Source organism: Micromonospora sp. NPDC002717, from assembly GCF_040295705.1.
GTDB lineage: Bacteria > Actinomycetota > Actinomycetes > Mycobacteriales > Micromonosporaceae > Micromonospora.
On the sequence record NZ_JBEOVW010000005.1, the window covers coordinates 73,122 to 91,289 of the forward strand.

An 18,168-nucleotide genomic window follows, 5' to 3' on the forward strand; every position below is an offset into this window, starting at 1 on the left:
CCGGCGGGTCAGCCGGCCGGCAGGCGTAGCTCGGCCAGGACGGCGCGGTGGTCGCTGCCCGGCACCCGGTGCACGGCCACCGCCCGTACGGCGATCCGGCGGTCGACCAGCACATGGTCGATGGTCACCGGCGGGATCGGGTCGCCGTCGTAGGGGCCCCAGGTGCCGGTGAGGCCGGCGCCGACCTCGTCGGCGGCGTCGACGTAGCCGGTGGCCAGCAGGGCGCGCAGCGGGGCGTGGTCGAGGGTGGCGTTGAAGTCGCCGGCCAGGATCCGCAGCGGCCCGTCCGGCGTCGCGGGCGGCTGCGCGGCCAGGTCGGTGCGCCAGTGGCCGACCTGGTCCACCGCGTACGGCGCCGCCGGGTGCGCCGACTCGACCCGCACCGGCGGTGCCCCGGGCACCGTCACCGTGCCGTACGCCTGGTCGAAGCCCCAACCGCCGCGATTGCGCCGGACGCCGCCCTCGTCGACCGGGAACCGGGCGTAGAGCCCGGAGCCGACCGTGCCCGGCTGCGGGTCGAGGTGCCGGTGGGGGAGCAGCCGGTCCAGGCCGAGCCGGTCCAGCTCCGCCGCGGCCCCGGGGGTGAACTCCTGCACGGTGAGCACGTCGACGCGGTGCCGCTCGACCAGGTCGACCAGCGCCCGCGCGTCGGCGGCCCCGGCGAGCAGGTTGGCGGTCAGCACCCGCACCGTCGGCCCCGCGGCCGAGGGCTGCCCGGCGGGCAGGGCCCGGGGCGCGACCACGGCCACCAGCGCCGTCGTGACCACCGCCGCGACCACCGCGGGCCACCGGCGCCGCAGGGCGAGCGCGAGCACCAGCGGCAGCAGGCTCCCGGCGGCCACGTACGGGGTGAAGGCCAGCAGTTGGACCAGCGGCCCATGGTCGAGGCCGGCCAGCCGCAGGGCTGCCCAGGCGGCCCCGGGCGCGACGGCCGCCCAGCAGAGCGCGGTGCCCGATCGTCCCGCCCGGCTGCCCGTCACCCGTTCCGCCGCCCCGGTGGTCATGGCCGCGCCTCGGTGATCATGGGAGCGCCTGCGTGATCATGGCTGGAGAGTAGCCCGGCCCCCCGCGCGCCGCGGCCCCGTCGCCTCCGTCACGCCCATTCGTGAATGCCGGGACATTCGCATTTCATAAATTGTCGACGGCCGTCGAACGGCCTGGCGAAGCGTGATCAACTATTGACGTCCGGCTTTTTGCGATGCTACGTTCCAGTGGGTTGAGACGTCGAAACTCTGAGTAGTAATACCTGGTCAAGGCCGGTGGAATTCGTCGAGTCGGCAACATCTATGGTGCGGCCTGAAGTGCGGGCTTCCGGCGGTTGTCGCTCATTTTCCCGGCTCCAGAATGGAAATCTGCCGTCCCGTGACAACGCGGGGACGGCCGAATCCGCACGGTCAACAAAAGGGAGACCCTGTCATGACCACACTCTTCCGACGCAAGGCGGTGGCGGTGGCCTTCGCCGCCCTGGCGCTCACCCTGGCCGGGGGCGGCATCGCCGTCGCCCAGCCGGCGGCGAAGGCGCCCGCCGAGGTCGCCGCGCCGTCCGTCCGCCAGCCAGGCGACGGCGGCCAGCCGGCGGTGACCCCCGCCGAGGCCCGCAGGGCCAGGGCCGCGCTGGCGCAGGGCCCGTCCACGCAGGCGACCGCGCCGGGCACCATCTCCTTCGCCGTTGTCAGCAGCGGCGGCACGCTGCTCCGCGGCTCGCCCGAGGCGGTCTCCGCCACGAAGTACGGCCCCGGGCAGTACCAGGTCCTGTTCACCTACAACGTCACGCTGAAGGGCTTCAAGGCCACCATCGGCACCACCGACCCGTACAACGTGCCGCCGGGCGGGGAGATCTCGGTGGCGCCGCGGCTCCAGACACCGAACGCGGTCTTCGTCCAGACCCGCAACTCGTCCGGCAGCCCGTCCGACCGGCCCTTCCACCTGACCATCACCAACTGACGCACCCGCTGACGCGCCGGCCCCCACCGCCCGTGGGGGCCGGCGCCACGCGGTGGACCACCGGCGGGCGAGTCGGGTACGCGGGTGCCCCCGCCGGTGTGTGGCCGGCCGCGTCGTCGCTGCCAACCCGGGAGGCTCGTCCCGGTTCGGGCAGGTAAGGACCGCCCCGGCGCTGATAATCCGACGTTTGTCCGAGGGTCGCCACGGGAAGCAAGCACCGTGACGGACATCTCGGACACCCTGGCCAGCGTGCCCAGCCCGGCCGATCCCGACGCGAGTTCCGCCGAGCTGGAACAGACCCTCTTCGAGGTCAAACGCGTGATCGTCGGGCAGGATCGGCTCGTCGAGCGCCTGCTCACCGCCCTCGTCGCCGACGGGCACTGCCTCCTGGAGGGCGTGCCCGGGGTGGCCAAGACCCTCGCCGCGCAGACCCTCGCCACCGTGGTCGGCGGCACCTTCTCCCGGATCCAGTTCACCCCCGACCTCGTCCCGTCGGACATCGTCGGCACCCGGATCTACCGGGCGTCGAAGGAGACCTTCGACATCGAGCTGGGCCCGGTCATGGCCAACCTGGTGCTCGCCGACGAGATCAACCGCGCCCCCGCCAAGGTGCAGTCCGCGCTGCTGGAGGCGATGGCGGAGCGCCAGGTCTCCATCGGCGGGCGCAGCTACGCCGTGCCCGACCCGTTCCTGGTGCTGGCCACCCAGAACCCGATCGAGTCCGAGGGGGTCTACCAACTGCCGGAGGCGCAGCGCGACCGGTTCCTGATGAAGATCGTGGTCGACTACCCGAGCGACGCCGACGAGCTGGCCATCCTCTACCGGATGAGCGCCGACCGGCCCACCGCCCGGCGGGTGCTCGACCCGCAGCGGCTGCGCGACCTCCAGGCCCGCGCCACCCACGTCTTCGTGCACCACGCCCTCGCCGAGTACGTCGTCCGGCTCATCCTCGCCACCCGCGACCCCGGCCGGTTCGGCCTGCCGGAGATCGCCCCGCTGCTCGCGTACGGGGCGAGCCCCCGGGCCACGCTCGGGCTGGTCGCCGCCGCTCGGGCCCAGGCGCTGCTGCGCGGCCGGGAGTACGTGCTGCCCGAGGACATCCGCGAGCTGGCCGTCGACGTGCTGGCCCACCGGCTGGTGCTCTCCTTCGACGCGGTCGCCGACGGGGTGTCCGCCGAGTCGCTGGTGCGCCGGCTGGTCGAGGCGGTGCCGCCGCCCCGCGTCGCCACCGGCCACCCCGAGTTCGCGACCGACCTGGCGGCGGCATGAGGTGGCGCGGGGCCACCGCGCCGGCGTCCGTGCCGGCCGACCCGGGGCTGGCCGACCTCGCCCCGGACCGGCGGCTGCGCCGCCTGGAACTGACCGTCACCCGGCGGCTCGACGGCCTGCTGCACGGCCGGTACCGCGGCCTGCTCCCCGGGCCGGGCAGCGAGCCGGCCGGCAGCCGGGAGTACCGCCCCGGTGAGGACGAGGTGCGCCGGATGGACTGGGCGGTGACCGCCCGGACCACGGTCCCGCACGTCCGCGAGGTCGACGCCGACCGGGAGCTGACCACCTGGCTGCTGGTGGACGCCAGCCCCAGCATGGAGTACGGCACCGCCGAGCTGGACAAACGCGAACTGGCGGTGGCGGCCGTGGCGGCGGTCGGCTTCCTCACCGCCGGGGTCGGCAACCGGCTCGGCGCGCAGGTGCTCGGCCCGGCCGGGCTGCGTCGCTTCCCGCCCCGCAGCGGGCGTACCCACCTGCTCGGGCTGCTCCGGGCCCTGCTGACCGCGCCGCGCGCCAGCGCGTACGACGAGCGCCGCCCGCCGCCCGGCGGCCCCGACCTGGCCGATGGGCTGGCCGCCGTACACCGGGTGGCGCTCCGGCGCGGCCTCGTGGTGGTGGTCTCGGACTTCCTCGACGGCCTGCCCGACGACCCCCGGCACGCGCCGGCCTGGGAGGCGCCCCTGCGCCGGCTCGCCGTGCGGCACCAGGTGCTCGCCGTGCAGGTCACCGACCCGCGCGAACTGGAACTGCCGGACGTCGGCCTGATCACCCTGGTCGACCCGGAGACCGGCCGGACGCGGGAGGTGTGGACCGGCGACCCGCGCCTGCGCGAGCGGTACGCGGTCGCCGCCGCCGCCCAGCGCGACCAGGTGGGCCAGGCGCTACGCCGCAGCGGGGCGACCCACCTGCCGCTGCGCACCGACCGCGACTGGAGCGCGGACATCGTGCGCCACGTGCACGCCCAGCGGCGGCTCGTGGCGGCCCCGGCCGGCGCGGCCCGGGGAGGTGCGGCGTGATCTGGCAGTCACCCGTCCGGCTCTGGCTGCTGCTCGGGGTGCTCGCCCTGGCCGTCGGCTACCTGCTGATGCAGCGCCGGCGCAGTCGGTACGCGGTCCGCTTCACCAACCTGCGGCTGCTCGACCGGGTCGCGCCGCAGCGGCCGACCTGGCGGCGGCACCTGCCGGCCGGGCTCTTCCTCGCCATGCTGGCGCTGCTGGTGGTCGGCTTCGCCCGGCCGACGGCGGAGGTGCGGGTCCCCCGTGAGCGGGCGACGGTGATGGTGGCCGTGGACGTCTCGACCTCGATGCTCGCCGGCGACGTGGAACCCGACCGGCTCAGCGCCGCCAAGGAGTCCGCCCGGCGCTTCGTCGACAGCCTGCCCGACGAGTTCAACGTCGGGTTGGTCGCCTTCGCGGGCAGCGCGGCGGTGCTGGTGCCGCCGAGCACCGACCGGGAGGCGCTGCACGAGGGGGTCGAGCGGCTGGTCGAGGGGGCCACCGGGGTGCAGGGCACGGCCATCGGCGAGGCCATCAGCACCTCGCTCGGCGCGGTGAAGGGCTTCGACAGCCAGGCGGCCAAGGACCCGCCGCCGGCCCGGATCATCCTGCTCTCCGACGGCGCGAACACCTCCGGCATGGACCCGATGGAGGCGGCGGCCGACGCGGTGACCATGAAGGTGCCGGTGCACACCATCTCGTTCGGCACCCCGGGCGGCACGGTGGACCGGGGCGGCCGGCCGATCCAGGTGCCGGTGGACGGGCAGACCCTGCGCGCGGTCGCCGAGGAGACCGGGGGCGGGTTCCACGAGGCCCACACCAGCGACGAGCTGCGCGCCGTCTACGACGACATCGGCACCTCGGTGGGCTACCGCACCGAACGGCAGGACGTCTCGGCCCGCTTCATCGGCCTGGGACTGGTGTTCGCCATGGGCGCCGCGGCCGGCTCGATGCGCTGGTTCTCCCGGCTGCCCTGACCCGTACGGCCACCGCCGAGAAGAACACGTGAGGAGCGTACGCATGGCAGTGCAGACCGGGTTGGGCGAGCCGCGCGGCCCATGGTTCATCTCGCCGGAGCTGGACCCGGACGGGCGGTCCCGGTGGGACGGGCCCGGGTCGGACCGTGGCCCGGCCGGGTGGCGCCGGCACGGGCGGCTGCTGGCCGGGCTGGCGGTGGTGGCCCTGTCCACCGCCTCCGGCGCGGTGGCCGGCGGCGTGGTGGCCAGCCGGGACGGCGCGCCCGGCCCGGCGGCGGCCTCGGCGGCCCCGGTCCCGGCGGAGCTGGTGACCGCGGCCGAGAAGACCGTGCCGGGGGTCGTCTCGGTGCTCGTGGGGGGCGGCGGCGGGGCCTCGGCGACCGGCTCCGGCTTCGCCGTCGACGACCAGCAGCACATCATCACCAACGACCACATCCTGGCGAAGGGCGGTGGCGGCTCGGTGACGGTGGAGCTGCCGGACGGGCGGCGGTTCGCCGCCGAGGTGGTCGGCCGGGAGCCACGCAGCGACCTCGCGGTGCTCCGGGTGCCCCCGTCGGCCGGCCTGGCGGCGCTGCCGCTGGCCAAGCCGGGGTCGACCCGGGTCGGCGAGCCGGTGCTGGCGGTCGGCTCGCCGCTGGGGCTCGCCGGCACCGTCACCGCCGGCATCGTGAGCGCCCTGGACCGGGAGGTGCGCCTCGGCGACAACCGGCACACCGCGGTGCAGACCGACGCCTCCATCAACCCGGGCAACTCGGGCGGCCCGCTGGTCAACGCGCGCGGCGAGGTGGTGGGGGTGAACACCGCGATCGCCACCATCGACGGCAACGGCTCCATCGGGATCGGCTTCGCCATCCCCATCGAACAGGTGCAGAAGACCGCTGACACGATCATCGGAAAGGGCGGCTGAGCTGCCCTCATGCCCGCCCGTACCGGGGTGGGAACGTGAGAACTGTCGGATACCCGGCGCGGAATGATCGGACAATGGAAATATTACGCTGAGTGTGGATACTGGCGTGGGTGGAGCGTCCTGTCATCGTGGCCCTCCTGCTGGTGGGCCTGATCATCGGAACCGGTGTCGGGTCGGCGTACGCCCGGGCGCGACGCGGGTGGGCCGACTACCAGACCGTCAAGAAGACCGTGCCCGGTGCCCGGCGCACCGCGTGGCTGCTGATCAAGGTCGCCACCACGAAGATCGGGGTGATCGCCCTGCTGCTCGTCGGGGCGGTCGCGTACGCCGCCGTCGACTCCGACGCCGAGCCCGCGCCACCCGGCCCGACCACGAGCCCGTCCGCCACCCCGAGCACCTCGCCGGGGCGTTAGCCTCGGGGTGTGGACGACGGACTGCGGGTGACCGACCGGTGGGTCGTCCCCGCCGCTGAGCTGCGGGAGCGCTTTTCCCGCTCGTCCGGCCCCGGCGGCCAGGGCGTCAACACCACCGACTCCCGCGTCGAGCTGAGCTACGACCTGGGCACCTCGCCCGGGGTGCCTGAATCGCTGCGGGCGCGGGCGCTGGACCGGCTCGCCGGGCGGCTCGTCGACGGCGTGCTGACCGTCACCGCCAGTGAACACCGGGCGCAGTTGGCCAACCGGGAGGCGGCCCGGGAACGGCTCGCCGCGCTGCTGCGCGAGGCGGCGGCCCCGCCGCCCCCGCCCCGCCGGCCGACCCGGCCCTCGCGCGGGGCCAAGGAACGCCGGCTGGCCGAGAAGAAGCGCCAGTCGCAGCGCAAGCGCGACCGCCGCGTCGACGGCGACTGACGGACGACCGCGGCGACCGACGGGCAGGGCGGCCGACGGGCCGGAGGGCCGCTACCGGCGGATCTACGCCGGCAGGGCGTCGAGCAGCCGGGCTCGCAGCACGGCGGCCCGGTCGGCGAACCCCCGCTGCGCGGCGGCGTACTCGGCCCGCCCCTCCGGGGTCTCCACCCGCACCGGCGGGTAGCCCAGGTCGGACAGGTCGTACGGGGACGCCCGCATGTCCAGGGTGCGGATCTCCCTGGCCAGCTCGAAGCAGTCCGCGACGAGTTCGGCGGGCACGAGTGGCGACAGCTTGTACGCCCACTTGTAGAGGTCCATGTTGGCGTGCAAACAGCCCGGCTGCTCGTGGGCGTGCTGCGTCTCCCGCGTCGGGGTGAGCAGGTTCAACGGCCGGGCCGGCGTGGTGAAGAACCGGTACGCGTCGAAGTGGCTGCACCGCACCCCGCGCTCCTCCACCACGGCCGCGGTCCGCTCCGGGCTCAGCCGCAGCGGCCAGGCGTTGTGGCGTACCTCCGCCTGGGTCTGCCGGTAGACCATGGCCCACTCGTGCATCCCGAAACAGCCGAGGTGCGCCGGCCGGCCGGCGGTCGCCACCAGCAGCGCCCGGATCCACTCGACCGACTCGGCGCGCCGCGCGCGTACCCCCTCGGTGTCGAGGGTGACCCCGGCGGCGGTGGCGCGGTAGTCCCGGCCGAACTCGGCCGGGTCCGCGTCGCGCAGCGCCACCCCGGCCCCCGGGTGCCACCGGCGCAGCTGGGCCGGGCGGTGCGAGTAGTAGGTGAAGAGGAAGTCCTCCACCGGGTGCTTCCCGCCCCGGCGGCGGCGCGCCAGGTGCGGGGTGAGCCAGGCGTCGACCCGTTCCTCGTGCGCCCGGCGCCGGGCCCGCCAGCACGCCGCGTCGAGCACGGCGGTCGGGGCGAGGGCGGCGGTCACGGACCCAGGGTACGACCGCCGCCCGGCCGCCGGTCAGGGCACGTCCACCCGGACCCCGGCGGAGAACACCCCGCTGCGCAGCTCCAACTGCTGCGGCGGCGCCTGCCCGTCGACCGTGAAGACCAGCGGCAGCACCATCCGGCTGCCGCCCGCCATCGGCTGGGCGAAGACGTCGCGGCCCTGGTTGGCGGCCCGGGTGGCCTGCTCGTCGGTGCTGACGAAGTTGCCGTCCGGCAGGTACGCCCGTTGCAGGCGGCCGTGCCAGCTCTGCTTCTCCGGGGTGAGGTTGCGCACCCCGACCGTGGCCTGGCACTGCCGCGCGCCGCGGCCCGGCTCGCAGGCGACCCGGAAGACGGTGAACTCGAACGCCGACTCGCGCAGCGGCTCGCCGATCGCGCCGTTGGTGCCCCGGCCGATCCACGCGCCGCTGGTCGGCTGGCTGTCGGTGTCGATGGCCGCGACCTCCCGGGTGGCCGTCCAGGCGGCGGTGCCCACCGTGCCGGCCAGCACCGCGGCGGCCACCGGCACGATCAGCCAGACGGACGGCGTGCGGCGGGTCTGCGCCGGCCGGGGCGTGGCGGGCCGCGGGTAGACGGTCCCCCGCCCGCCGGGCGCGAGGGCCGCGGCGACGGGCCGGCGGCGCCGCCGCCGCCACGTCCAGACCCCGCCGAGCGCGAGCACCGCCACCGTGGCCAGCCCGGCCAGCAGCACGGGTGTCCGACGCCACGCCGGCGTCTCCGGGGTCTCCTTCGCCGCCGCCGCCGGCGCGGCCGCGTTCCAGGTCGCCGTCGCGCAGTCGTACGGCCGGCTGCCGTCGCGGGCGAAGGCGCAGGCCGGCGCGGTCAGCGGCCGGTCCGGGGCGGCGGTGGTCAGCGTCGTGCCCAGGGTGGTGGTGCTGCGGGCGGGCAGCTTGAGCTGCCAGGTCACCGCGGTGGCGGACTGGCCGGTGGCGCGGGTGGCCCGGCCGCCGGTGGTGATGGCGGTCGCCGAGGCGCCGGGCGGCAGCTCCTGCCGCACGGTGGTGTCCACCGGCGTGTTGCCGGCGTTGCGGACCTGGATCCGGTAGCGCGGCGCCGGCGTGCTCTCCGGCGCCACCGCCACCGTGACCGGCGGCTTCGCCACCGGCGGGGCGGCCCGGGTCGGGGTGGGCACCGCCGGCGGCACCGACGGCATCGCCGGCGCCGGGGTCGGCGCGGCCGCCGCCGGTGGTGGCTGCGCGGCCGCCGCGGGTGGTGCCGCCGTGGGCAGTGCCGGCGCGGCGGCGAGGATGCCGAGGCAGTGGACGAACACTGCGAGGGCCCTGTGGTGTCGTGTCGATGCAGGCATACGAACGAACCTCCGGAGCCGACGCTAGGGGCGGGGCGACGCCGGGCGGGTACGAAGTCGCGAAGTCCGCCCCGGGGCGCGGGACGTGGCGTAGGGTGCGCGGCCCGGGGGCGCGCCTGGGGTTGCGCGGGCCGGTCGGTGCCAGGGTGCGCGGGCGGGACGGGCGCGCCTACGGCGCCTCGGGACGGGCGCGCCTACGGCGCCTCGGGCCGGGCGGCGCGCCGCCGCGCTGCTGCCCGCCGGCCGGGATCCGCCGGGGCGGGTCGTGGCCTGGGCCGGGGCGCGGGTCGTCCGGGACTAGATTGGCCTGGTGCGTATCGCTCGTTTTGCTCAGGCCAAGGGAATGTCGTTCGGGGTCGTCGAGGGCGAGCCGGAGGCGGGCCCGCAGGGCCTGACCGTCGCCGAGATCGAGGGCCACCCGTTCGGCCAGATCCAGTTCTCCGGCGCCCGCTGGGCGCTCTCCGACGTCCGGCTGCTCTCGCCGATCCTGCCCAGCAAGGTCGTCTGCGTCGGGCGCAACTACGCCGAGCACGCCGCCGAACACGGCACCGAGGTGCCGAAGGAGCCGCTGCTGTTCCTCAAGCCGTCCACGTCGGTGATCGGGCCCCGCGACGCGATCCGGCTGCCGATCTTCTCCAAGCAGGTCGAGCACGAGGCGGAGCTGGCGGTGGTGATCGGCGCGCCGGGCGCCCGGCGCGCCGACCGGGCCGCCGCGGAGCGGGCCATCTTCGGCTACACCTGCGCCAACGACGTCACGGCCCGGGATCTCCAGCGCTCCGACGGCCAGTGGACCCGCGCCAAGGGCTTCGACTCGTTCTGCCCGATCGGGCCGTGGATCACGACCGGGCTCGACGTGCGGGACCTGGAGGTCCGGTGTGAGGTGGGTCGCAATCCCGAGGAGATGGAGGTCCGCCAGCTCGGCCGTACGCGGGACATGGTCTTCGACGTGCCGGCCCTGGTGTCGTACGTCTCGCACGTGATGACGCTGCTCCCCGGCGACGTGGTGCTCACGGGCACGCCGGCGGGGGTTAGCCCGCTCACGGACGGGGATACGGTCACCGTGCGGATCGAGGGGATCGGGGAGCTGACCAATCCGGTGGTGCCCGTCGCCTGATCCGGGTCGAGGCCCGGTTTTCGCAGCTCAGAGGCGGTTCCGGGGGCTCGATTTGGCCTGTCGGCACCGGGAGGGTAAAGTTTGTTCCCGGCACCGCAAGGGGCCAATGGGGTATGGGGTAATTGGCAGCCCGACTGATTCTGGTTCAGTTAGTCTAGGTTCGAGTCCTGGTACCCCAGCGCAGCCGAGGTTCGAGAGAGCCTCGGGCGCTGGATCTCGGTGGAGAGAAGCTCCGGTTCCCGTCAGGGAGTCGGAGGTTCTCTCTGATAGAGTCCAGCAACGCCGCTCGGGAGAGCGGTGTGGCAAGGAAGTTCTGGCCCCGTCGTCTAGCGGCCCAGGACGCCGCCCTCTCAAGGCGGTAGCGCCGGTTCGAATCCGGTCGGGGCTACAGCATCGGCCCGTCTCACCCTGGTGAGGCGGGCCGTTTCGCATTTCCGACCCGGTTCGGTTGCCACCCGCCCGGTCTGCGCCGATCCTGCCCGTCCGGCCGCCTCTGCCCCGTTTCCTACGGCGACCGCGTGCCGGCCGCCCGGCACCTGGCGTCGCGGAGGCCCGCGCGCCCGCCCGACCCGGTGCCGGCCCCCTCAGGGGACGCCGCTAGACTACAGCGGCACCGTTCGCAAGGGCGGTGGAAGCAGGGAAAGTCTTGGCCCCGTCGTCTAGCGGCCCAGGACGCCGCCCTCTCAAGGCGGTAGCGCCGGTTCGAATCCGGTCGGGGCTACAACACGAATGGTCCGCCTCGCTCCAGCGAGGCGGACCATTTCGCTGTTCCAGCCACCCCGCTTTCCAGCCGGCGCGGCTTCCGGCTTCCGGCTTCCGGCTACCGGTCCTGGCCCGGCTCTCGGCTGCCGTCCTGGCCCGGCTCTCGGCGGCCCGCGCGGGCTCTCGGCACCGCCCGGATTCCGGCTCCCCGGCCGAATGCCGGCGGCCCGCCCGCCTGCCGGACCCCGGCCTGGAAGGCCGCCGGCGGGTGGGTCAGAGGCCGGAGAGGCGTTGGCCGGCCCGGACGACGGCCATGGCGTGGCGTTCGCCGGGGCGGCGGCCGAGGCGCTCGATCGGGCCGGAGACGCTGATCGCGGCGATGACCCGACCGGTGCGGTCGCGGATCGGCGCTGAGATGCTCGCCACACCGGCCTCCCGCTCGGCGACACTCTGCGCCCAGCCGCGGCGGCGTACCTCGGCGAGGGTGCGGCCGGTGAACTTCGACCTGGGCAGCAGCGGCATCACCGCCTCCGGCGGCTCCCACGCGAGCAGGATCTGGGCCGCCGAGCCGGCCGTCATCGGCAGCACCGAGCCGACCGGCACGGTGTCCCGCAGGCCGCTGGCCCGCTCGGCGGCGGCCACGCAGATCCGCTCGTCGGCGCGGCGCAGGTAGAGCTGCGCGCTCTCGCCGGTGGCGTCGCGCAGGGCGGCCAGCAGCGGCTCCGCCGCCGTCAGGAGCACGTCCGGCGCGGCGTTGGCGAGCTCACCCAGGCGCGGGCCGGGGCGCCAGCGGCCCTGGGTGTCCCGGACGAGCATCCGGTGGATCTCCAGCGCCTGCGCCAGCCGGTGCGCGGTCGCCCGGGGCAGCTTGGTGCGTTCAACGAGTTCGGCCAGGCTGGCGCCGTCGACGCAGGCGGCCAAGATGACCACCGCCTTGTCGAGAACGCCGACACCGCTCATACTGTGTCCCACAAGCCGAAATTTACCTCCCAGAATTTAGGATGTCCAGATGGTGGGAGTCACTACTACCGAGCCGAGGACCCTGGCCGAGAAGGTCTGGGACGCGCACGTCGTACGGGCCGCCGAGGGCGAGCCCGACCTGCTCTTCATCGACCTGCACCTGCTGCACGAGGTGACCAGCCCGCAGGCCTTCGACGGGCTGCGCCTCGCCGGCCGCCGGGTGCGCCGCACCGACCTCACGCTCGCGACAGAGGACCACAACACCCCGACCGGGTACGCCGACCCGTCGTTCCGGGAACGGCGTGGCGACCTGCTCACCATCGCCGACCCCACCTCGCGCACACAGATCGAGACGCTGCGCCGCAACTGCGCCGAGTTCGGCGTGCGGCTGCACCCGTTGGGCGACGCCAACCAGGGCATCGTGCACGTCATCGGCCCGCAGCTCGGCGTCACCCAGCCCGGCATGACCATCGTGTGTGGCGATTCGCACACCGCCACCCACGGCGCGTTCGGGGCGCTCGCGTTCGGCATCGGCACGAGCGAGGTCGAGCACGTGCTGGCCACCCAGACGCTGCCGCAGAGCCGGCCGAAGACGATGGCGGTGAACGTGACGGGGCAGCTCGCCCCCGGGGTCACCGCCAAGGACCTGGTGCTCGCGCTGATCGCCCAGGTCGGCACCGGCGGCGGTCGCGGCCACATCGTCGAGTACCGCGGCGAGGCGATCCGGTCGCTGTCCATGGAGGGGCGGATGACCATCGCCAACATGTCGATCGAGTGGGGCGCCAAGGCCGGCATGATCGCGCCCGACGAGACCACGTTCGCGTACCTGAAGGGGCGGCCGAACGCCCCGCAGGGCGCCGACTGGGACGCGGCGGTCGCCTACTGGCGGAGCCTGCCCACCGACGAGGGCGCGACCTTCGACGCCGAGGTGACCCTCGACGCCAGCGCGGTCACCCCGTTCGTCACCTGGGGCACCAACCCGGGTCAGGGCGCGCCGCTGGGCGCGTCGGTGCCGGACCCGGAGGAGTTCGTCACCGACGCCGAGCGGACCGCCGCGCGCCGCGCGCTGGAGTACATGGACCTGCGCCCCGGCACCCCGCTGCGCGACCTCGCGGTCGACGTGGTCTTCGTCGGCTCCTGCACCAACGGCCGGCTGGAGGACCTCCGGGCCGCCGCCGACGTGCTGCGCGGGCACCGGGTCGCCGACGGGGTGCGGATGCTCGTCGTGCCCGGCTCCGCCGCCGTCCGCGAGGCGGCCGAGGCGGAGGGGCTGGACAAGGTCTTCACCGACGCCGGGGCCGAGTGGCGCTTCGCCGGCTGCTCGATGTGCCTGGGCATGAACCCGGACACGCTCTCCCCGGGCCAGCGCTCCGCGTCCACCTCCAACCGCAACTTCGAGGGCCGCCAGGGCCGGGGCGGACGCACCCACCTGGTCTCCCCGCCGGTCGCCGCCGCCACCGCCGTGGCGGGCCGGCTGGCCGCTCCCGCCGACCTGTAGAAGGGCACACCGCAGATGGAGAGGTTCACCACCCACACCGGCACCGCCGTGCCGCTGCGCCGTTCCAACGTGGACACCGATCAGATCATCCCCGCCGTGTACCTCAAGCGGGTGACCCGGACCGGTTTCGCGGACGGCTTGTTCAGCGCCTGGCGCGAGGACCCCGAATTCGTGCTCAACGATGCGGCGTATTCCGGTTCGTCGATTCTCGTGACCGGTCCGGAGTTCGGCACCGGCTCCTCCCGGGAGCACGCCGTCTGGGCGCTGCGCGACTGGGGCTTCCGTGCCGTGATCTCCCCCCGCTTCGGCGACATCTTCCGGGGCAACGCGCTCAAGGAGGGGTTGCTCCCGGTCGAGTTGGAATTGAAAGCGGTCGAGGAGATCTGGGATCTCGTCGAGTCCGACCCGACCACCCCGGTCACCGTCGACCTGACCGCCCGGCAGGTCCGGGTCGGTGAGGCCACCTGGTCGTTCCCGCTCGACGACTTCAGCCGCTGGCGGCTGATGGAGGGCTTGGACGACATTGGACTCACCCTCCGGCACGAGGCCGAGATCGGCGCCTTCGAGGCCACCCGGCCGCCGTTCCTGCCCTCGGTCGCATAGCCGTACGCCCGATCCCGTAGCGGTTTCCGCCCCCGCCGGTCTGACCGGTGGGGGCGAATCCGTTACGACACAAGGGCTTTTTTCCACCGAATGTTTGTGTCCCGGCAGCACAGGGCATACCGTGCGCGCAGAATGGCTCGCGTCGAGTCAGTTGCACAATCGGGAGGAAGTCGTGAACAAGGCCGAGCTCATCGAGGCGCTCGCCGTTCGCCTGGGGGACCGGAAGACGGCGACGGCCGCGCTTGACGCGGTCCTCGCTGAGGTCCAGGCGGCGGTCACCAAGGGCGAGAAGGTGGCGATCACCGGATTCGGAGCGTTCGAAAAGCGCGTCCGGGGCGCCCGAACAGCGCGCAACCCACGGACCGGCGAGGCGGTGAAGGTCAAGAAGACATCCGTCCCGACCTTCCGCCCGGGCGCCGGGTTCAAAGAGATGGTGGCCAGCGGCAAGGTGCCGAAGGCCACGGCGGCGGCGAAGAAGACCGCCGCGGCCGCCGCCAAGGCCACGGGTGCCAAGGCCACGGGTGCCAAGGCGGCGGGTGCCAAGGCGGCGGGTGCCAAGGCGGCGGGTGCCAAGGCGACCGGTGCCAAGGCCACCACGGCCGCGGCGAAGAAGACCACCGCGGCGAAGGCCACCGCGGCGAAGAAGACGGCCGCGGCCAAGAAGACCACGGCGGCGAAGGCGGCCAAGACCACCGCGGCGAAGAAGACCACGACCGCCAAGGCCGCCCCGGCGAAGAAGACCGCCGCGGCGAAGACGACCGCGGCCAAGAAGACGACCGCAGCCAAGAAGACGACCGCGGCCAAGAAGGCCCCGGCGAAGAAGGCCCCGGCGAAGAAGGCCGCGGCCAAGCGCTGATGTCGAGCGGTACGAGGGCGTCCACCGGCACGGTGGGCGCCCTCGCCGCGTCCACGCGCCCGCCGTCGGGGCGTTGACCGCAACGGTGCGCCGCACGCAGAATCGCCGCACCCCTTCCGGTCGGCGAAAGGCAGCCCCGTGCGCTACCGCCACCGCACCACCCTCACCCTCGCCCTGGGCGTCGTGCTGCTGGTCGACGTGCTGCGTGTCTTCCTGCCGGCGGTCATCACCATCTTCGGGCAGGCCGCCTCGACCCCGGCCGAGCTGCTGGGGGCGTTCGCGCTCGGCTGGTTCGTGCTCGCCCTGGCCGCGCCCGCGCTGGTCCGCCGGGTCGGCGCCCGCCCGGTCACGCTCGTCGCCGCCGTCCTGCTGGTCGCCGCCCGGCTCGCCGTCACCGGCCAACCGGGCGGGCGGCTCCAGCTCTGGCTCGCCACGGCCGGGCTGCTCGCCGGGCTGGTCTGGCTCGCCGGTGTCGCCGCCGCCACCGACCGGCCGGTGCCCGGCCTGGCGCTCGGGCTGGCCTTCGGGGCGATCCTGCACACCGCGCTGGACACGTACCGCCTGGGCTTCCTCGGGAGCTGGCAGTCGTGGCTCGCGGCCGGCCTGGTCGGCGGACTCTTCCTGGCGGGGCAGACGCGGCCCGCGCCGCCGGCCGGCCCGGGCGGCGTACGGAGCTGGCTGCTGGCCGGCCCGGCGCTGCTGCTCGCCGGCATGGTGGCGCTCTCCCCGGCGGTCGCCCGCACGGCGACGACGTACCAGTTCGGTCTGCTGCGGTCGCATCCCGGCGACGAGGTGGGGGTCGCCACCGTGCCGCTCCTCGGCCCCGCCCCGGTCGCCGTGGCGGTCGGCGGATTCCTGCTCGCCGCGCTGGCGTCACCGCGCCAGGGGGCGTGGCGGTGGCTCGCCCCGGCGGCCCTGGTGGCCGGGGCCGTCCTCTTCGCCCTCGAGCGCGGGGAACTGCTGCTGCCGGCCGTCCTGCTCGCCGCGGCGGGGCTCGGCGGCTGCCTGGCGTCCGCCGGCGCGGCCGACGGACGGGACGCCCCCGCCGCCGGCTCCACCGAAGGGGCCGAGGCCACCGCTGCCGCCGGGTTCGCGGTGGTCGACGACACCGCCGATCCGGGCCGGGCAGCATCCCGGCGCGCGTACGCGGTGGTCGCCGGGATGCTGCTCTTCGCCGTCGCGGCGGTGCTCTACTACGCGGCGTACGACCTCGGCCACCCCAACGCCGGGGTGCCCGTGGCCGTGGCGGTGCTGGCCGCCGCGGTCGCCCTGGCCGCCCGGCCCGCGGTGGGCCCGGTGCCGTCGTCGCCGCCGCCGGTGCGGACCGCCGCCGTGGCCACCGCGCTGGCGCTGGTCGCCGCGATCGCCAGCGACGAGCTGCTGTCCGCGAGCAACCGGGACGGGCCGCCCGACACGGTGCGGGTGGCGGCGTACAACGTCCGGATGGGTTTCGGGACGGACGGCCGCTTCGACCCGGACGCGCTGGCGCGGGCCGTCGCCGGGGCCGACGTCGTGGCGCTCAGCGAGGTGGACCGGGGCTGGCTGCTCAACGGCGGCCACGACACGCTCGACCTGCTGGCGGAGCGGCTGGACATGCCGTACGTCTTCGCGCCGGCCGCCGACCCGCTCTGGGGCGACGCCGTGCTGAGCCGCTGGCCCCTGGACGGGGCCCGGACCCGGCCGCTGCCGGCGGTCGGCGCGCCCACCGGCGCGCAGGCCCTCGGGGTCACGGTCGACCTCGGCGACGGCGTCCGCCTCGCGGTGGTCGCCACCCACCTGCAACCGCCGCCCGGCCAGGGCCCGGTGGTCCAGGCCCGCGCGGTCGCCGACTTCGCCCTCCGGTACGCGGCCGGCCGCCCGCTGGTGGTCGCCGGCGACCTGAACACCGAGCCGGGCGATCCGGCGTTCGCCGAGTTCACCCGGGCCGGGCTGGTCGACGCGTTGGCCGCGGCCCGCCCGCTGCCGACCAGCCCGGCGGACGACCCGCGCCAGCAGATCGACCACGTCTTCGTCACGCCCGACCTGGGCGTAGGCGATCCGGTGGCCCCGCTCGGCACGGCCAGCGACCACCTGCCGGTCGCCGTGACCCTGAGCCTGCCACCGGCCTGACCCGCCGCCGAGCCGTGTCGGCCGGGGCGCGCGGGCGGTCGCACCGCACCGGGCCGGCGGGCCGGTGGGGGCGGCCGGTCAGAGGCGGTCGGTGGGTCGGCGGGGCGGCCGCACCGCACCGGGTCGACGGGTCGGCGGGGGCGGCCGGTCAGAGGCGGTCGGCGGCGAGCAGGCGGTCCCCGGCGAAGGCGAGCAGCCAGCCGCCGCCCTTCGGGGTGGTGAAGTCGCCCGCCCGCCCGCTGAGCCGCTCCAGGGCGGCCGGAATCACCTTGCCCTGGCTGCACACCCCCGCCTGCTCGCCGGAGGCCGCCAGCGCGGTCAGGCGGGCGGCGACGGCCAGTGCGCACTCGTCGGGCTGCTGGCCCGGCCGCGGCTCGTCCAGGTCGCCGCTCACCTCGATCGGCAGGTCGAGCAGCGCCGCCGCCGGGTCGAGGGTCTGCACGCACCGGCGGGCCGATGCCGACAGCAGCCGCGCCGGGCGGACCAGCGCCACCAGCGGGGCCAGCGCCTGCGCCTGCGCCCAGCCCCGGGCGTCGAGCGGCCGGCCGGTGTCCGGGCCGGACCAGGTGCCCCGCTTGCCGGCGTGCCCGTGCCGGACGAGCGCGATCGTCCCGGTCACCGCCGGCAGGGTCGCGAACGCGGCCAGCACCTCCGCGTCGTGCGGGTAGCTGACCAGCCGCACGGCCTCGTCGACGTCGAGCCAGCGCACCTCGTCGACCTCCGTGCCCGGCTGGAAGCCGCCGTCGGCCACCGCCCGCATCGACCAGTAGTCGACCACCTTCGGCCGGCCCTCGCTGCGGTAGCGCACGCTGGGCAGCCGCGTCTGCGGCACCGCCCGGACGTCGGCCTCCTCGGCCACCTCGCGTACGGCGGCGAGCAGGGGGTGCTCGTCCGGCTCCAGCTTGCCCTTCGGCAGCGACCAGTCGCCGTAGCGGGGCCGGTGCACCAGGCACACCAGCACCCCGGCGCGCCGCGCGCCCGGGCCCACGGCGGTGGGGCCGGGGTCGTCGGCGGGGCGCCACACGACGCCGCCGGCCGCCCGGATCGGCGTCGTCCCGTCGGGGACGTCGGCCGCCCAGCTCCGACCCGGGCCGGCCGCGTCCCGCTCATCCAGCATCCGGTCAGCC

17 protein-coding genes and 3 tRNA genes are annotated in these 18,168 nt (G+C 75.3%); 15 read left to right on the forward strand and 5 right to left on the reverse strand.

Annotated features, from left to right (window positions below; all coding sequences use genetic code 11):
- Positions 1 to 8: 8 nt before the first annotated feature.
- Positions 9 to 1,004, reverse strand: coding sequence for an endonuclease/exonuclease/phosphatase family protein (locus tag ABT006_RS09815; protein WP_350704758.1), 996 nt, complete (start codon positions 1,002 to 1,004; stop codon positions 9 to 11).
- Between the two features lie 412 nt (positions 1,005 to 1,416).
- Between ABT006_RS09815 and ABT006_RS09820 the strand changes: the two genes are divergently transcribed.
- The 7 genes from ABT006_RS09820 (at position 1,417) to arfB (ending at position 6,940) form a co-directional block, all read left to right on the forward strand.
- The gene (locus tag ABT006_RS09820) at positions 1,417 to 1,944 is read left to right on the forward strand and encodes a hypothetical protein (RefSeq protein WP_350704760.1); all 528 of its coding nucleotides are present in this window, start codon (positions 1,417 to 1,419) and stop codon (positions 1,942 to 1,944) included.
- Between the two features lie 219 nt (positions 1,945 to 2,163).
- Positions 2,164 to 3,213, forward strand: a complete 1,050-nt coding sequence (locus ABT006_RS09825; RefSeq protein ID WP_350704762.1) for an AAA family ATPase — start codon at positions 2,164 to 2,166, stop codon at positions 3,211 to 3,213.
- Between the two features lie 29 nt (positions 3,214 to 3,242).
- Positions 3,243 to 4,229, forward strand: coding sequence for a DUF58 domain-containing protein (locus tag ABT006_RS09830; protein WP_350705117.1), 987 nt, complete (start codon positions 3,243 to 3,245; stop codon positions 4,227 to 4,229).
- The gene (locus ABT006_RS09835; protein WP_350704764.1) at positions 4,226 to 5,185 is read left to right on the forward strand and encodes a VWA domain-containing protein; all 960 of its coding nucleotides are present in this window, start codon (positions 4,226 to 4,228) and stop codon (positions 5,183 to 5,185) included. Before ABT006_RS09830 ends, ABT006_RS09835 begins: the two co-directional genes overlap by 4 nt.
- A gap of 43 nt (positions 5,186 to 5,228) precedes the next feature.
- Complete coding sequence (locus ABT006_RS09840) at positions 5,229 to 6,092, forward strand: S1C family serine protease (RefSeq protein WP_350704766.1); 864 nt, start codon at positions 5,229 to 5,231, stop codon at positions 6,090 to 6,092.
- A 110-nt stretch (positions 6,093 to 6,202) separates the two neighbouring features.
- Entirely contained in the window at positions 6,203 to 6,505 is a 303-nt protein-coding gene (locus ABT006_RS09845) for a hypothetical protein (protein ID WP_350704768.1), read from the forward strand.
- Between the two features lie 9 nt (positions 6,506 to 6,514).
- Positions 6,515 to 6,940 carry an alternative ribosome rescue aminoacyl-tRNA hydrolase ArfB gene (arfB, locus tag ABT006_RS09850; RefSeq protein ID WP_350704770.1) on the forward strand — a complete coding sequence of 142 codons (426 nt, stop codon included), beginning with the start codon at positions 6,515 to 6,517 and terminating at the stop codon, positions 6,938 to 6,940.
- Positions 6,941 to 7,003: 63 nt separating this feature from the next.
- Here the strand turns inward: arfB and ABT006_RS09855 are convergent, their stop codons facing one another.
- Together ABT006_RS09855 and ABT006_RS09860 are read right to left on the reverse strand one after the other, a co-directional pair.
- The gene (locus ABT006_RS09855; RefSeq protein ID WP_350704772.1) at positions 7,004 to 7,873 is read right to left on the reverse strand and encodes a 3-methyladenine DNA glycosylase; all 870 of its coding nucleotides are present in this window, start codon (positions 7,871 to 7,873) and stop codon (positions 7,004 to 7,006) included.
- A 33-nt stretch (positions 7,874 to 7,906) separates the two neighbouring features.
- Entirely contained in the window at positions 7,907 to 9,199 is a 1,293-nt protein-coding gene (locus tag ABT006_RS09860) for a hypothetical protein (RefSeq protein WP_350704774.1), read from the reverse strand.
- Positions 9,200 to 9,509: 310 nt separating this feature from the next.
- Between ABT006_RS09860 and ABT006_RS09865 the strand changes: the two genes are divergently transcribed.
- From ABT006_RS09865 to ABT006_RS09880, 4 genes are all read left to right on the forward strand, one after another.
- Positions 9,510 to 10,313: a fumarylacetoacetate hydrolase family protein gene (locus tag ABT006_RS09865; protein ID WP_350704776.1), complete on the forward strand. Its 804-nt coding sequence runs from the start codon at positions 9,510 to 9,512 to the stop codon at positions 10,311 to 10,313.
- Positions 10,314 to 10,420: 107 nt separating this feature from the next.
- A tRNA-Gln gene (locus ABT006_RS09870) sits at positions 10,421 to 10,492 on the forward strand.
- Between the two features lie 136 nt (positions 10,493 to 10,628).
- Positions 10,629 to 10,701: transfer RNA gene (locus ABT006_RS09875), tRNA-Glu, on the forward strand.
- A gap of 260 nt (positions 10,702 to 10,961) precedes the next feature.
- Positions 10,962 to 11,034 (forward strand) — tRNA-Glu (locus ABT006_RS09880).
- Between the two features lie 254 nt (positions 11,035 to 11,288).
- Here ABT006_RS09880 and ABT006_RS09885 read toward each other — a convergent pair.
- Positions 11,289 to 11,975 carry an IclR family transcriptional regulator gene (locus tag ABT006_RS09885; protein WP_350684716.1) on the reverse strand — a complete coding sequence of 229 codons (687 nt, stop codon included), beginning with the start codon at positions 11,973 to 11,975 and terminating at the stop codon, positions 11,289 to 11,291.
- Positions 11,976 to 12,024: 49 nt separating this feature from the next.
- Between ABT006_RS09885 and leuC the strand changes: the two genes are divergently transcribed.
- The 4 genes from leuC to ABT006_RS09905 all read left to right on the forward strand — a co-directional run bounded on the left by leuC (position 12,025) and on the right by ABT006_RS09905 (position 17,041).
- The gene (gene leuC / locus ABT006_RS09890) at positions 12,025 to 13,473 is read left to right on the forward strand and encodes a 3-isopropylmalate dehydratase large subunit (RefSeq protein ID WP_350704778.1); all 1,449 of its coding nucleotides are present in this window, start codon (positions 12,025 to 12,027) and stop codon (positions 13,471 to 13,473) included.
- A 15-nt stretch (positions 13,474 to 13,488) separates the two neighbouring features.
- Positions 13,489 to 14,076, forward strand: a complete 588-nt coding sequence (gene leuD, locus ABT006_RS09895) for a 3-isopropylmalate dehydratase small subunit (protein ID WP_350704780.1) — start codon at positions 13,489 to 13,491, stop codon at positions 14,074 to 14,076.
- A 172-nt stretch (positions 14,077 to 14,248) separates the two neighbouring features.
- A complete protein-coding gene (locus ABT006_RS09900) occupies positions 14,249 to 14,932 on the forward strand; it encodes an HU family DNA-binding protein (RefSeq protein ID WP_350705119.1) in 684 nt (227 codons plus the stop codon).
- Between the two features lie 138 nt (positions 14,933 to 15,070).
- The gene (locus ABT006_RS09905; RefSeq protein WP_350704782.1) at positions 15,071 to 17,041 is read left to right on the forward strand and encodes an endonuclease/exonuclease/phosphatase family protein; all 1,971 of its coding nucleotides are present in this window, start codon (positions 15,071 to 15,073) and stop codon (positions 17,039 to 17,041) included.
- A gap of 148 nt (positions 17,042 to 17,189) precedes the next feature.
- On the opposite strand, the gene ABT006_RS09910 is transcribed toward ABT006_RS09905, so the two are convergent.
- Entirely contained in the window at positions 17,190 to 18,158 is a 969-nt protein-coding gene (locus ABT006_RS09910; protein ID WP_350704784.1) for an NUDIX hydrolase, read from the reverse strand.
- Positions 18,159 to 18,168: the final 10 nt, after the last annotated feature.